Origin of the sequence: Streptomyces coeruleorubidus, from assembly GCF_008705135.1 — a bacterium.
GTDB lineage: Bacteria > Actinomycetota > Actinomycetes > Streptomycetales > Streptomycetaceae > Streptomyces > Streptomyces coeruleofuscus.
Map to the genome: position 1 here is coordinate 2,675,228 of NZ_CP023694.1, position 14,826 is coordinate 2,690,053.

Consider the following 14,826-nt stretch of genomic DNA (forward strand, 5'->3'; position numbering starts at 1 on the left):
GATCTTTCTCCGTGAGGTCCGGCGTGCATACGGTGCGGATATGACGAACCTCAAGTTCCAGGTGCCGGTTCCGGTCGATCTCGAGGGCGACCTGGCGTCGCTGCCGGGTGACGGGGCCCGGATGGCTCCCCACTGGGCGGCTCCCGACCGGGTCGCCTCCCGGCCGGTCTCCCCGGCCCTGATCCACGGTGTGACCGTACCCTCGGCGTCGGCGCGGATGCTCGACGCGATGTCGGACTACGGGGACTGAGCGGAGCATTACCGGGAACCGCGCGCTCCCCCGCTGCGTCCCATCGCTGTCCCCCGTAAAGGGGATGCGGGATACGACCCGACAGTGGCCCGTTTCGGACCGGGCCGGGTCCCGTGGGACAGCTGTGCAGCCGAAGGAGCGATGCGGTGAACACCGAGCGACCCGACAACGACGACGACGCCAGGGAAGTGGGCGGCGCCGGATCCGCCGACACCCCGGAGGTCGAGGAGCGGGGTTCGGCCGACGCCGCTGAGGCCTCGGAGGCCTCCGAGGCCTCCGAGGCCGCTGAAGCTTCCGAGACGCCGGGTGAGGACGCGCGGGCTTCTGAGGCGGACGGCGAGGCGACGGACGGTGCCGAGGCCGGCGAGGCCGGGAAGGACGACGCGGTACCGGCGGCCGAGGAGTCCAGCACCTCGGAAGCCGACGCCGAGGAAGCCGGTACGGATGGTGCCGGCGCCGAGGAAACCGGTACGGATGGTGCCGGCGCCGAGGAAACCGGCCCGGCCCCGGACCGCGAGGTCGCTGCGGAAAGCCCCGGTGCCCAGGAAGCCGATTCCGGCCCGGCCCGGGAAGCGGACACGGAAGCGACACCCCCCGCACCCCACGGCGACCTCCCCCGCGACGAAGAGCACCTGGTCCGTCCGGGCAGTGGGCGGTCGCGGACGCCCGCGATCATCGCCTCCGTCGCCGCCGCCGTGCTGCTGATCGGCGGTGGTGGGGCCTGGCTCGCGGCCAACGCCTCCGGCGGGTCCGACGGCGGTGCGACGTCCGGCGCGCCCGGTGGGGACGACACTCCCCCGCCGCTCGCGCTCGACGGGTACTCGGAATCGACGTCGGGCGGCGGCAACGGCTTCGCGCCCGGTGAGCCCAACCCCTACGGCGCCACCTACCGGCTCGGCGGCCCGCTTCCGGACGGTCCCGGCGAAGCCCCGGTGTACCGGGCGCAGGGCGGGGTCACCGAGGAGGACGTGGCCCGGCTGGCGAAGGCCCTCGGGGTCGAGGGGGCGCCGGTGGCGCAGGGCGAGGCCTGGAAGGTCGGGGCCGGTCAGGACGGTTCCGGGCCGAGCCTCCAGGTGAACAGGCAGGCACCGGGAGCCTGGACCTTCAGCCGGTACGCCCCGGGCACCGACAACTGCAAGGGCACCGACACCTGCACCGCTCCGCAGCCCGGCGGCAACCCGGTGAGCGAGGCGGAGGCCGAGAAGGCGGCGGCGCCCGTGCTGAAGGCGTTGGGTCAGGACGACGCGAAGCTCGACGCGAGCCAGGTCATGGGCGCCCAGCGGGTGGTGAACGCCGCTCCCGAGGTCGGTGGACTGCCCACGCACGGCTGGACGACCGGGGTCACGGTCGGCTCCGACGGCGAGGTCGTCGGCGGCAGCGGTCAGCTGAAGACGCCGGTGAAGGGGGACACGTACCCCGTGGTCGGCGCGGAGAAGGCACTGGAGCTGATGGAACAGCGGCCGGCGGGCGACCACCGCATGGGCATAGGCGGCTGCGCGCGCCCCGTGCCGCTGAAGGACCGGCTGGAGCAGCCCTGCGAGTCGTCGGCGAGCGGCGCTCCCGAGAAGGACGCCGTGACGGTGCGGGACGCGGTGTTCGGCCTGGCCTCGCACTTTGTGGACGGGCGGCAGGCGCTGGTGCCGTCCTGGCTGTTCGAGGTGACGGCGCCGGGCGCGAAGGACCCGTTCACGGTGACGTACCCGGCGGTCGACCCGAAGTACCTGGCCTCGCCCACGCCGAGCGAGCCGAGTGACAAGCCGACGTCGGCTCCCGAGCCGCGTGACGTCGAGGTGGACGGCTACCGGGCCGAGGGCTCGGAGCTGACCGTGACCTTCACGGGCGGGGTGTGCTCCGACTACGACGTGAAGGCGACCGAGAGCGGGGACGAGGTGAAGGTCACGGTGACCTCGACCCCGTGGCCGGACAAGGTCTGCATCATGATCGCGAAGCAGTTCCAGAAGACCGTGCAGCTGGACGAGCCGCTCGGCGACCGCGCGGTCGTGGGCTCGGACGGCAAGGGCGTCCCGCTGGCCAAGGAGGGCGCGCGGCTGCCGGCTCCCCCGACGCGGGAGCGATAGGACGGCAGAGCGCGAAGGCGGCGGCCCCGTCGGAGGGGGCCGCCGCCTTCGTCATGTCCGCGGCCGCGGGAAGCGGCTCGGCAGGCTCAGCTGAAGGAGTCGCCGCAGGCGCAGGAGCCCGTCGCGTTCGGGTTGTCGATCGTGAAACCCTGCTTCTCGATCGTGTCCACGAAGTCGATCGTGGCGCCGCCCAGGTACGGGGCGCTCATGCGGTCGGTGACGACCTTCACACCGCCGAAGTCCTTCTCCACGTCACCGTCGAGGGAACGCTCGTCGAAGAAGAGCTGGTAGCGCAGGCCGGAGCAGCCGCCGGGCTGGACGGCGACGCGCAGCGCGAGGTCGTCGCGGCCTTCCTGGTCGAGCAGGGTCCTGACCTTGTCCGCGGCGGCGTCGGTCAGGATGATGCCGTCGCTGACGGTGGTGGTCTCGTCCGATACGGACATCTACATCTCTCCCGGGTTGTACGGAGACTGCTTGCCGACGGGTCCAACCGGCGGGGCCGCGGATTCATTCCGGGCCGGGCGCTCGATCTCGGCTCCTTTTCATGCTCGCACACGCGCCGGGAACCGGAAAACGGCTCTTTCCCGGCCTTCCCGGGAATGAACGACGGCTCGCCGGGATTCACGTCACACAGACGCTATGGCCATCGTCAAAGTGACGTGAAGCGGTTATGATAGATAGCGTCAAATCGACGAAAAGTCTTGGAACAGAAAGGGTGCGTGTCGTGACCACCGCCCAAACCCAGGAGCTCGACGTACAGCCGACGCCCCTCGCCCTGCTGCTCCTCGGCCGTGAGGCCGACCCGAAGAGCGAGCGGGGCGTGGAGTGTCCAGGCGACCTGCCCTCGCCGTCCGACCCGGACCTGGTGGAGCGCGCCCGCAAGGCCAAGGAGAAGCTCGGCAACAAGGTCTTCGTGCTCGGCCACCACTACCAGCGCGACGAGGTCATCCAGTTCGCCGACGTCACGGGGGACTCCTTCAAGCTGGCCCGGGACGCGGCGGCGCGTCCGGAGGCCGAGTACATCGTGTTCTGCGGTGTGCACTTCATGGCGGAGTCCGCGGACATCCTGACGTCCGACGACCAGAAGGTCGTCCTGCCCGACCTCGCCGCCGGCTGCTCGATGGCCGACATGGCGACGGCCGAGCAGGTCGCCGAGTGCTGGGATGTGCTGACCGAGGCGGGGATAGCCGAGCAGGTCGTGCCCGTCTCGTACATGAACTCGTCCGCCGACATCAAGGCGTTCACGGGCAAGCACGGCGGCACGATCTGCACCTCCTCGAACGCCAAGCGGGCCCTGGACTGGGCCTTCGAGCAGGGCGAGAAGGTCCTCTTCCTGCCGGACCAGCACCTGGGCCGCAACACCGCCGTGCGGGACATGGGCATGTCCCTGGACGACTGCGTCGTCTACAACCCGCACAAGCCGAACGGCGGGCTGACGGCCGACGAGCTGCGCGCCGCGAAGATGATCCTGTGGCGCGGCCACTGCTCGGTGCACGGCCGCTTCAGCCTGGACTCGGTCAACGACGTGCGCGAGCGCATTCCGGGCGTCAATGTCCTGGTCCACCCCGAGTGCAAGCACGAGGTCGTGGCCGCGGCGGACTACGTCGGCTCGACGGAGTACATCATCAAGGCCCTGGAGGCCGCGCCCGCCGGCTCCAAGTGGGCCATCGGCACGGAGCTGAACCTGGTCCGCCGCCTGGCGAACCGTTTCGCGCCGGAGGGCAAGGAGATCGTCTTCCTCGACAAGACGGTCTGCTTCTGCTCGACCATGAACCGCATCGACCTCCCCCACCTGGTGTGGGCGCTGGAGTCGCTGGCCGAGGGCAACCTCGTCAACCGCATCGAGGTGGACAAGGAGACGGAGGCGTTCGCGAAGCTGGCCCTGGAGCGGATGCTGGCGCTGCCGTAATCCTCGCCCCGCCCGTCGTCACCCCGAGTGCGGTTTCCGCTCGGGGTGCGCGGGGTCGAGGCTGAAGACGGTGCCGCCGGGGGTGGTCGCGACCAGGGCGCCTTCGACGAGCCGCACTCTGGTGGCACCCCAGTCGGTGTCGTTCCTCTGCGCCCGCGGCAGCGTCTCCCACAGCAGCGTGCCCTTCTTGGCGTCGAGCGCGCCGACGCGGCCGCTGGCACTGGCGAGGTACACGGCCCGGGTCCGCGGGTCGTACGTCGCCTCGCTCGGTTGTTCCAGGCTGGTCGGGGTCTGCCACAGCGGTTTTCCCGTGCGGGCCGACACGGCGGTGACCCGTCCGCTGGAGGTGGCGAACCACAGGGTGCCGTCCGCCATCGTCACCTGTCCCGCGTACTCCTCGGCCAGCTTCGTCGTGCTTTCCGCACCGGTGGCGGGATCCACCAACCGGATTGCCGCATACGGCGCCTCCTGCCCGAGGAGTGTGTTTCCGTCCTCGTCCTGGGTCAGGTCCAGGAACAGGAGCCGGCCGTCGAACGATCCGAAGTAGATGGCCTTGCCGGGTACGGTCAGCCGGCGTGCCGGGCCGTCGGCCGGGTGCAGTTCCATGACCAGGCTGTTCTGGGGTGCCGCCTCCGGGCTGCAGTGCAGGTACAGCTTCCGGGCGGCCTCCAGGATCCCGCAGGCGTGCCTCGCGGGCAGCCGTTCCGTCCAGCGCGGAGCGCCGGTGCGGAGCGAGCGGGCCGTCACCGAGGTGCCGTCGCCCTCCGGGATCACCACCATGTCGCCGGAGAAGACCACCTCCACCCACTCGTCGTTCACCGCTCGGTCCCAGAGCCGGTCGCCGGTGCCGGTGTCGAAGGCGAAGACCCGGGTGGCCCCTTCGCCCGGGGGTTCCTGCTGAACCAGTACCGCGTCGTCCCGGACGCCGAGGATCTCGAACCTGGAGAAGCCGTCGCCGGTGACAGCCGCCGGCGAGCCGGCGCGCCAGACGGTCTCGCCCGTCTTCCCGTCCAGGCGTACGGGCAGGATCCCGTCGCCCGCGCAGAAGACGGCGCCCTCGTACACCTGGCACCCCGGCCCGCCCCGGGTCTCGCCGACCTGCCGCTTCGGCGTCTTCCGCACGCCGCGCCCGGCCGTCTCGTACACGGTCGTCTGCCAGGGCTTCCAGCCGGTGGGCGGCGCCGCCCACCGGGAGTTCGCGGAGGGTGAGGTGCCGGGCCGGTCCGTGCTCCGCGCCCAGCCGGGGCCGAGCGTCAGATAGGCCGTCAGGCCGAGCACCAGGGCGCCGACCGTGCCCGTCGCGGCGAGCAGCGGGCGGATGCGGCGGCGGGGGCGGGGCCGGATGGGGCCCGGCGGGTCCGCCAGGGTCACGGGGCGGGTTGCCTCGGCCGCCGGGATCCTGTCCGCGCGGAGGGTCACGGTGGCCGGATCGTCGTCCGCCGGCTCGGGCAGGGCGGTCGCGAACTCCCGGGCCAGCTCGTCGAGTCCGGGCCGGTCCGCGGCCTCCTTGGACAGGCAGCGCTCCAGGATGCCCCGCAGCGGCTCCCCCACTCCGTCCAGCACGGGTTCGTCGTGGACCACCCGGTAGGCCGTCAGATAGGGGCTGTCCATGTCGAAGGGGCCGCGGCCGGTGACGGCGTAGACCAGTAGTGAGCCGAGGGAGAAGACGTCCGAGGCCGGGCCGACCGCACGGGCGTCGACGAGCTGTTCCGGAGACATGAAGGGCGGAGTGCCGATCATCTGGCCCGTCTCGGTCAGCGTCTGGTGGTTCTCCGCCGCCCGGGAGATGCCGAAGTCGATGACACGGGGCCCGTCCTCGGCGAGCAGGACGTTGGCCGGTTTCAGGTCCCGGTGCACCACACCGGCCCGGTGGATGTCGCGCAGTGCCTCGACCAGGCCCAGGGCCAGCCCGCGCACTTCGGCGTCCGGCAGGGCGCCCCGGTCGCGGATCCGCCGGGCGAGCGAGGGCCCGGGCACGTACTGGGTCGCCATCCAGGGCAGCGCCGCCTCGGGGTCGGCGTCCAGGACCGGTGCGGTGAAGGCGCCGCTGACCTTGCGGACGGCCGCGATCTCCTGCCGGAACCGGGTGCGGAAGACGCTGTCCGCGGCGTACTGGGCGTGCACCACCTTGATGGCGACGTCACGGCCCGACCGCGCCCTGGCCCGGTAGACGACGCCCATGCCCCCGGCCCCGAGCCGGTCGAGCAGCCTGTAGCCGCCGACCGACTTCGGGTCGTCGCTGTGCAGCGGCACGCCCGAATCCCCTTCCCCCGTACTGCCGTTCAGGCCCACAGGATACGTAACGGGACATGGGGGCGGCCGGGCACCGACCATGAGGTCCGGTGCCCGGCCGCCGCCGGGTCAGGCCGTCACACGCCCGCGTGCTCCGGCTCCGCCGCGTCCGTCCGCTGGGCCGGGAGGCCCTTCTTCGCCGCGCGCTTCTTCGCCCGGCGCTCCTTGCGGAGTTCGAACATCGCGTACAGCGTCGGGACCAGCAGCAGCGTCAGCAGGGTCGACGTCACCAGGCCGCCGATCACGACCACGGCCAGCGGCTGGGCGATGAAGCCGCCCTCGCCGGTGATGCCGAGGGCCATCGGCAGCAGGGCGAAGATCGTCGCCAGGGCGGTCATGAGGATGGGCCGCAGCCGGTGGCGGCCGCCCTCGACCACGGCTTCGACGACGCCGTAGCCCTGCTTGCGGTACTGGTTGATCAGGTCGATCAGCACGATCGCGTTCGTCACCACGATGCCGATCAGCATCAGCATGCCGATCATCGCGGGCACGCCCATCGGCGTGCCGGTGGCCACCAGCAGGCCGATCGCGCCCGTCGCCGCGAACGGGATGGAGACGAGCAGGATCAGCGGCTGGACCAGGGACCGGAAGGTTCCGACCAGCAGCATGAAGACGATCGCGATGGCCGCGAGCATCGCCAGGCCCAGGTTGGCGAACGCCTCCTCCTGGTCCTCGGAGACACCGCCGATCGACGCCGTGGCGCCGTCCGGGAGCTTCAGCGCGTTGATCTCGGACTGGAGCTTGGTGCTCACCGCGCCCGTGTTGTCGCCGGTCGGCTTCGCGGTGATGGTGGCCGCGCGCTGGCCGTCGATGCGGGTCATGGAGACCGGGCCGTCGACCAGCTTCACCGTCGCGATGTCGCCGAGCTTCACCGCGCCCAGGCGCAGGTCCTGAAGCTGCTTCAGCGTCGTCGCGGGCTTCGCCGAGCGGATGACGACGTCGCGCTCGGTGTCGTCCAGGACCGCCTTGGCGGCGTTGGTGCCGCGGACGGCCTGGGCGACGGCGGCGCCGAGGGTCTGGTCGTTGAAGCCGGCCGCGGCGGCCTTGTCGTTGGCCTTCACGGAGATCCGGGGCACGCTGGTCGCCAGGTCGCTGGTGACGTCCGTGACGTCGTCGAGCGAGGCGACCGTCTTGCGGACCTCCTCGGCCGCGGTGCGCAGGACGCCGGCGTCGGCGGCCTTCACGACCACGCTGAGGTCCTGGGCGCCGAAGCCGTCACCGGCGGTGATGGTGGTCGTGCCGATGCCCTTCAGACCGGCCAGGCCCTTCTCGACACGGTCCTGGACGTCCTCGTACGACGCCGAGTCGTCCAGCGTCACCTGGTACGAGGCCTGGTTGGTGTCCGTACCGCCGCCGAAGGCCGCCATGAAGCCGGACGAGCCGATCGTGACCTGGTAGTTCTTCACGCCCTCGGTGTCGCCGAGGAGCTGCTCGACCTTCTTGGCCTGGGCGTTGGTCGCCTCCAGGCTGGTGCCGGGCTTCAGCTCCTGCTTGACGGTGAGGACCTCGACCTCGCCCTGGTCGAAGAAGTTCGTCTTCAGCAGCGGTGCCATGCCGAACGTGCCGACCAGGACGACGATCGCGATGGCGACGCTGGTGAGCCGGCGGCGGGTCGCGAAGCGCAGGACCGGCACGTAGATGCGCTGGAGGCGGCTCTTGGCCTCCTTCTCCTCGGCGAGCCGGCGGGCCTCGTCCGCGTCCTCGGGGGTGCCCTTGGGAGGCCGCAGGAACCAGTACGACAGCACCGGTACGACCGTCAGGGACACGAGCAGGGACGCCAGCAGCGCGGCGGTGACCGTGAGGCTGAACGAGCCGAACAGCTCGCCCACCATGCCGCCGACGAGGCCGATCGGCAGGAACACGGCGACCGTGGTGAGCGTCGAGGACGTCACCGCGCCCGCGACCTCACGAACCGCGTTGAGGATGGCCGAGTTGCGCTCCTCGCCGTAGCCGAGGTGCCGCTTGATGTTCTCCAGGACCACGATCGAGTCGTCGACGACGCGGCCGATGGCGATGGTCAGCGCGCCCAGCGTCAGGACGTTCAGCGACAGGTCGCGGGTCCACAGCACGATCAGGGCGAGGACCACGGACAGCGGGATGGACACCGCCGTCACGAGGGTCGAGCGGATCGAGGCCAGGAAGACCAGGATCACCAGGACGGCGAAGAGCAGACCGAGCGCGCCCTCGGTGGTGAGGCCCTTGATGGACTTCGACACGGCCGGGCCCTGGTCGCTGACGACCGTGAGGTTCGCGCCGGAGCCGAGGTCCTTGCGGAGGTCGGGGAGCTTGTCCTGGACGGCGTCGGAGATGGCGACCGCGCTGCCGTCGCGGTCCATGGTGACGGCGACGGCGAGGCTGGGCCTGCCGTCCGTGCGGGTGATGGAGTCGGCCGGGGCCTCCTGCTGCTTCACCGTGGCGACGTCACCGAGGCGCACCGGCTTGCCCTTGCCGGGCTCGCCCGCGACCATCAGGTCCTGAATCTGCTTCAGCGAGGTGAAGCCGCCGCCGACCTGGACCGTGCGGTTGGCGCCGCCCTCGTCGAAGGAGCCGGCCGGGACGGTCGCGCCGCCCGCCTGGAGGGCCTGGGCGAGGGCCTGCGAGGTGAGGCCGGCCTTCGCCAGCTTCGCCTCGTCGGGGGTGACGGTGACCTGGAGGTCCCGCACACCGTCGACGGTGACCTGGCCGACGCCGTCGATGCTCTTCAGGTCCGGCACGACCGTCTTGTCGAGCTGGTCGGCCAGGGCCTGCTGGTCCCGGTCGGAGGTGACGGCGAGGACGACGGTCGGGATGTCGTCCGTCGAACCGGCGACGACCTGCGGGTCCACGTCGTCCGGGAGCTGGACGCGGGCCCGGTTGACGGCCTGCTGCACATCGGCGACGAGCTGTTCGGTGCCGTTGCCGTAGTCGAAGGACGCCATGATCACGGCGTTGCCCTCGGTGGCGGTGGAGGTCACGCCGCTGATGCCGTCGACGGCTTCGAGGCTGTCCTCGATGGGCTCGACGACCTGCTTCTCGACCACGTCCGGGGACGCGCCCTGGTACGGCGCCAGCACGGACACCATGGGCAGTTCGATGGTGGGCAGCAGCTGCTGCTTGAGCTGGGGTATCGCGATCGCCCCGAAGACGAGCGCGATGATCGACATCAGCCCTATCAGGGCCCGTTGCGCGAGGCTGAATCTCGACAGCCAGGACATGGGTCAGGGTCTCTCTTCTGTTTAACGGCAGAAGCGGCAGCGGGCGCGCAGATGAGCGCCCGCCCCTACACCCTGAGCCATCGGCGGGACCCGATCCGTAGGCCCCAGGTCCCGTTCCTTATGCGGCGCATACTCCCGGCGCAGTACGCCCGGGCCGGGCTCACTCCACCCTTGGACGGACCAGACCGGACTCGTACGCGATGACCACGAGCTGGGCCCGGTCCCGGGCACCCAGCTTGGCCATGGCCCGGTTGACGTGCGTCTTCACCGTCAGCGGGCTGACCTCCAGCCGCTCGGCGATCTCGTCGTTGGAGTGGCCGCCCGCGACCTGGACCAGCACCTCGCGCTCCCGCCCGGTGAGCGAGTCGAGCCGCTCGCCGCGGGCCGGGTCGCGGTCGCCCGCGTCGGGGTCCTCCTGGGCGAGGAAACGGGCGATCAGGCCCGTGGTGGCCGCCGGGGACAGCAGTGCCTGCCCGCCGGCCGCCGTCCGGATGGCGGTCAGCAGTTCCTCGGGCTCGGAGCCCTTGCCGAGGAAGCCGGAGGCGCCCGCGCGCAGCGACTGCACGACGTAGTCGTCGACCTCGAACGTCGTCAGGATCACCACGCGGACGTCGGCGAGCTCCGGGTCGGCGCTGATCATGCGGGTCGCGGCGAGACCGTCGGTGCCGGGCATCCGGATGTCCATGAGGACGACGTCGGCGCGCTGCTCCTTCGTCATCCGTACCGCCTCCGCGCCGTCGGAGGCCTCGCCCACCACCTCCATGTCGGGCTCGGAGTCGACGAGCACGCGAAAGGCGCTGCGGAGCAGCGCCTGGTCGTCGGCGAGCAGGACACGGATCGTCATGCGGGGTCCTCCCCGGGTGTGCGGTTCTTGACCGGCAGGATCGCATGGACACGGAAACCGCCGCCGTAGCGGGGACCGGTGGTGAGGGTGCCGCGCAGGGCGCTGACGCGTTCCCGCATGCCGAGCAGCCCGTGCCCGCCGCCGCTGCCCGGGGTGTCGTTCTCGCCGCTGCCGTCGTCCACGACGGTGATCTCGATGTGGGGTCCGACCTGTACGACGCTGACCTCGGCCTGGGCCTGCGGCCCGGCGTGCTTCTGCACGTTGGTGAGGGCCTCCTGGATGATCCGGTAGGCGGCCAGGTCGACGGCCGCGGGGAGGGTGGTGTCGTGGTCGGCGCGGGCGACCTCGATGTGCAGGCCGGCGTTGCGGAAGGTGCCGGTGAGTTCGTCGAGGCGGTCCAGGCCGGGGGCGGGTTCGGTGGGGGCCTCCGGGTCACCTGACTGTCTGAGCAGTCCGACGGTGGCGCGGAGTTCGTTGAGGGCGGAGCGGCTGGCCTCCCGGACGTGGGCGAGGGCTTCCTTGGCCTGGTCGGGGCGCTTGTCCATGACGTGTGCGGCGACGCCGGCCTGGACGTTGACCAGGGCGATGTGGTGGGCCACGACGTCGTGCAGGTCGCGGGCGATCCGCAGGCGCTCCTCGGCGACCCGGCGGCGGGCCTCCTCCTCACGGGTGCGTTCGGCGCGTTCGGCGCGTTCGCGGATGGCCTGGACGAAGGCGCGGCGGCTGCGGACCGCGTCGCCGGCGGTGGCGCCGATGCCGGTCCAGGCGAAGATCGCGAGGTTCTCCTGGGCGTACCAGGGCAGGCTGCCGGCGGCCATGGCGGAGCCGGTCAGCACGGTCATGGTGAGCAGGCCGACGCGCCAGGTGGTGGGGCGGTCGGTGGTGGAGGCGACGGTGTACAGGGCGATGACCGCGGACATGGCGACGGGGGCGCGGGGGTCGCCGGTGACGGATTCGATGACGGAGACCGTGCCGGTGAGGCAGAGGACCGTCATCGGGGCGCGGCGGCGGAAGACCAGGGCGGCGGCGCCGAGGGCGATGAGGAGGAGGCTGAGGAGGTCGGGGGTGCGCAGGGCCCAGCTGACGCTGTCACGGTGGCGGGGCTCGACGAACGATCCGGCGACCATGCAGACCAGGACGCCTGCGGCCAGGACCGCGTCCATGGCCAGGGGATGTGCTTTGGCCTGGCATTTGACCCGCTGGAGGGTGCTCACGGGGGTTCACGGTAGCCGGGGTGGGTGTGCGGGGTATGGGGGCCGGGGTCGGAAGGCCGGTTGTGAGGTGCTCGGCGTGGGAGCTGAGGGCGGGGCGACTGCGCAACCCGGCGCTGCGGGGTGCCGCCGCGCCCACCCGTGCCGCCTGGGGGCACCTCCCAGGCCCTTAAGGCACTGGGGGAGGCACGAATGCCCGCGGTTACGCAGCTTCAGCCCGGGATCAAGCCGTCGTCGCTGAGCAGTTCCCTGACTTCCTCCAGCGTCGCGTCCGGAGAGGGGAGGATCAGTTCCGAGGGTTCCAGGGAGTCGTCCGGCAGGGGTTCGCCCAGGTCTCTGACCCTGGTCAGCAGGGCCTGGAGGGTGCGGCGGAAGCCGGGGCCGTCGCCGTTCTCCATCTCGGCCAGGAGTTCGTCGTCCAGCTTGTTCAGTTCGGTGAGGTGGCCGTCGGCCAGCCTCACCTGGCCCTCCCCCATGATCCGTACGATCATGTCGCCCTCCTAGGCGTGGGCCCCTACTGCTTGTCGAAGCGCGGGGTGTCCTGCGGCTGCTGCTGGGACTGCTGCTGGCTCGTGCCACCTTCGAGGGCCTGCTGCCCGGCACTCGATCCGCCGGCCAGCTCGGCCTTCATCCGCTGCAGTTCCAGCTCTACATCCGTACCACCGGAGAGCCGGTCCAGCTCGGCCTGGAGGTCGTCCTTGTGCATGCCGGAGGGGTCCTCCAGGGCACCGGAGGCGAGCAGCTCGTCGATGGCCCCGGCGCGGGCCTGGAGCTGGGCCGTCTTGTCCTCGGCACGCTGGATCGCCAGGCCGACGTCGCCCATCTCCTCGGAGATGCCGGAGAAGGCCTCTCCGATGCGGGTCTGCGCCTGGGCCGCCGTGTACGTCGCCTTGATCGTCTCCTTCTTCGTGCGGAAGGCGTCGACCTTGGCCTGGAGCCGCTGGGCCGCCAGGGTGAGCTTCTCCTCCTCGCCCTGGAGCGTCGCGTGCTGGGTCTCCAGGTCGGTCACCTGCTGCTGGAGGGCGGCACGGCGGGACAGCGCTTCACGGGCCAGGTCCTCACGGCCCAGCGCGAGCGCCTTGCGGCCCTGGTCCTCCAGCTTGGTGGACTGGGACTGCAACTGGTTGAGCTGGAGTTCCAGGCGCTTGCGCGAGGTCGCCACGTCGGCGACACCGCGGCGGACCTTCTGGAGCAGCTCCAGCTGCTTCTGGTACGAGTAATCGAGGGTCTCGCGCGGGTCCTCGGCCCGGTCAAGGGCCTTGTTCGCCTTCGCGCGGAAGATCATCCCCATACGCTTCATGACACCGCTCATGGGCTTCGCGCGCCCCCTTCTGACCGACTCCGGCTCCAGCTCCTGCGACAGAACCCACAGTACGGGCCCTGCATCCATTACCGCACTGTTCGGGGACGGATGCGCTCATCCCCAAGGACGACTGAGCACGCTCCCGCTCCGGCGTAGGGAGTAGGTGGTCCCCGGGGTTACCGGGGATACCCGGGGTTACCGGAGCCGTACATCCCGGGAACGACCGGGTGCGTACACAACGTCCCCTCTGTCCCCTTACAGACGACTGGTGTTGCCGGATCGTTCCCACCGGGACTGGGGTCCATGCCCGGGAAGCCCTTACCCTTGGGTTTTGTGTTCCGTAGCCGTGCGAAGGATGAGAAGGCCCAGGCAGCCGACAAGGCGCCGGTGAACTTCTCCAAGCAGCCCCGCGACCCGCAGGCCCCGAAGGGCAGGCCCACGCCCAAGCGCAGTGAGGCCCAGTCCCAGCGGCGCAGCGTCGCCAACACGTCGATGACGCGGAAGGAGGCCGCCAAGCGGCAGCGCGAGGAGCGCCGCAGCGCGCTGGAGCGCCAGCGCCAGGCGCTGGCGAGCGGCGACGAGCGCTACTTGCCCGCGCGTGACAAGGGACCGGTCCGCCGGTTCGCGCGCGACTTCGTCGACTCGCGGTTCAACATCGCGGAGTTCTTCCTGCCGATGGCCGTGGTCATCCTCGTGCTGAGCATGGTGCGGGTGGCGGCGCTCCAGAACATCGCGCTGCTGCTGTGGCTCGTGGTGATCGTGCTGATCGTGCTCGACTCGTTCGTCACGGCGTTCCGCCTGAAGAAGCAGCTCAACGAGCGCTTCGCGGACGAGAACAAGCGCGGCGCGGTCGCCTACGCCCTGATGCGCTCTCTCCAGATGCGCCGGCTCCGGCTGCCGAAGCCGCAGGTCAAGCGCGGAGAGCGGCCCTGACCGCGACGTCGTTCTCCGGGGGCGCGGCGGATGCCTGGCTGGACAAGCTGGGCGGGCTGCGCGATGTCGTCCGGCAGGAGCTGGTGGCCCGGCAGCTGGACGAGCAGATCATCGGGCGTTTCCCCGTCGGCAAGCGGCTGCGGGTGCTCGACGTGGGCATGGGCCAGGGCACCCAGGCGCTGCGGCTGGCCCGGGCCGGGCACCAGGTGACCGGTCTGGAGCAGGACGCGACGATGATCGCCGTGGCCCGGGAGTCCCTCGCCGGGGAGCCGGAGGGCATCCGGGAGCGGATGCGGATCATCGAGGGCGACGGCCGGGACACCGGCGTGCACTTCCTGCCGGGCAGTTTCGACGTGGTGCTGTGCCACGGCGTCCTCATGTACGTGGAGGAGCCCGACCCGCTGCTGGCGGGCCTGGCCCGGATGCTCGCGCCCGGCGGGCTGCTGTCCCTGCTCGTGCGCAACGGGGACGCGCTCGCGATACGGCCGGGGCTGTCCGGCGACTGGGCGGGCGCGCTGGCCGCGTTCGACACGGTGGCCTACCGCAACCGCCTCGGGCTGGACGTACGGGCCGACCGGCTGAAGGACCTGACGGCGACGCTCGCCGGGATCGGTGCGCCGCTGCACGCCTGGTACGGGGTGCGCGTGTTCACGGACACGGCGGCGGACGGCTCCGAGGTCCCGGCCGACGTGGAGACGCTGCTCGCGGTGGAGGAGAAGGCCGGGCGGACGGACCCGTACCGCGGGGTGGCGGCGCTGCTGCACCTGTGCGGCGTACGGGGCTGACCGCCGGCCGGCGGAGTGGGCGAGGGC

At 71.3% G+C, this 14,826-nt stretch carries 12 protein-coding genes; 5 read left to right on the top strand and 7 right to left on the bottom strand.

From position 1 onward, the window contains the following. Positions 1-40 precede the first annotated feature (40 nt). Positions 41-250: a hypothetical protein gene (locus tag CP976_RS12445; RefSeq protein ID WP_150480413.1), complete on the top strand. Its 210-nt coding sequence runs from the start codon at positions 41-43 to the stop codon at positions 248-250. A 146-nt stretch (positions 251-396) separates the two neighbouring features. Further along, positions 397-2,328, top strand: a complete 1,932-nt coding sequence (locus CP976_RS12450) for a hypothetical protein (protein ID WP_150480414.1) — start codon at positions 397-399, stop codon at positions 2,326-2,328. Positions 2,329-2,414: 86 nt separating this feature from the next. Here the strand turns inward: CP976_RS12450 and CP976_RS12455 are convergent, their stop codons facing one another. Then, positions 2,415-2,771 (bottom strand): HesB/IscA family protein, encoded by a 357-nt coding sequence (locus CP976_RS12455; protein ID WP_086851802.1) that lies wholly within the window; start codon positions 2,769-2,771, stop codon positions 2,415-2,417. Between the two features lie 281 nt (positions 2,772-3,052). Between CP976_RS12455 and nadA the strand changes: the two genes are divergently transcribed. Then, complete coding sequence (gene nadA / locus CP976_RS12465) at positions 3,053-4,237, top strand: quinolinate synthase NadA (protein WP_150480415.1); 1,185 nt, start codon at positions 3,053-3,055, stop codon at positions 4,235-4,237. Between the two features lie 18 nt (positions 4,238-4,255). Here nadA and CP976_RS12470 read toward each other — a convergent pair whose 3' ends face one another. The 6 genes from CP976_RS12470 to CP976_RS12495 all read right to left on the bottom strand — a co-directional run bounded on the left by CP976_RS12470 (position 4,256) and on the right by CP976_RS12495 (position 13,078). Next, entirely contained in the window at positions 4,256-6,490 is a 2,235-nt protein-coding gene (locus tag CP976_RS12470) for a protein kinase domain-containing protein (protein WP_150480416.1), read from the bottom strand. A 116-nt stretch (positions 6,491-6,606) separates the two neighbouring features. Next, positions 6,607-9,723 (bottom strand): efflux RND transporter permease subunit, encoded by a 3,117-nt coding sequence (locus tag CP976_RS12475; RefSeq protein WP_150480417.1) that lies wholly within the window; start codon positions 9,721-9,723, stop codon positions 6,607-6,609. A gap of 160 nt (positions 9,724-9,883) precedes the next feature. Beyond that, positions 9,884-10,567, bottom strand: coding sequence for a response regulator (locus CP976_RS12480; protein ID WP_150480418.1), 684 nt, complete (start codon positions 10,565-10,567; stop codon positions 9,884-9,886). Then, positions 10,564-11,781 carry a sensor histidine kinase gene (locus CP976_RS12485; protein ID WP_150480419.1) on the bottom strand — a complete coding sequence of 406 codons (1,218 nt, stop codon included), beginning with the start codon at positions 11,779-11,781 and terminating at the stop codon, positions 10,564-10,566. Before CP976_RS12485 ends, CP976_RS12480 begins: the two co-directional genes overlap by 4 nt. A 209-nt stretch (positions 11,782-11,990) precedes the next feature. Then, complete coding sequence (gene pspAA, locus CP976_RS12490; RefSeq protein WP_010037210.1) at positions 11,991-12,269, bottom strand: PspA-associated protein PspAA; 279 nt, start codon at positions 12,267-12,269, stop codon at positions 11,991-11,993. A 23-nt stretch (positions 12,270-12,292) separates the two neighbouring features. Further along, positions 12,293-13,078 carry a PspA/IM30 family protein gene (locus tag CP976_RS12495; RefSeq protein ID WP_150480420.1) on the bottom strand — a complete coding sequence of 262 codons (786 nt, stop codon included), beginning with the start codon at positions 13,076-13,078 and terminating at the stop codon, positions 12,293-12,295. Positions 13,079-13,414: 336 nt separating this feature from the next. Here CP976_RS12495 and CP976_RS12500 point away from each other — a divergent pair, with 336 nt between their 5' ends. Next, the gene (locus CP976_RS12500; protein ID WP_150480421.1) at positions 13,415-14,014 is read left to right on the top strand and encodes a DUF3043 domain-containing protein; all 600 of its coding nucleotides are present in this window, start codon (positions 13,415-13,417) and stop codon (positions 14,012-14,014) included. A gap of 83 nt (positions 14,015-14,097) precedes the next feature. Then, positions 14,098-14,799, top strand: a complete 702-nt coding sequence (locus tag CP976_RS12505; RefSeq protein ID WP_150480422.1) for a class I SAM-dependent methyltransferase — start codon at positions 14,098-14,100, stop codon at positions 14,797-14,799. Positions 14,800-14,826: the final 27 nt, after the last annotated feature.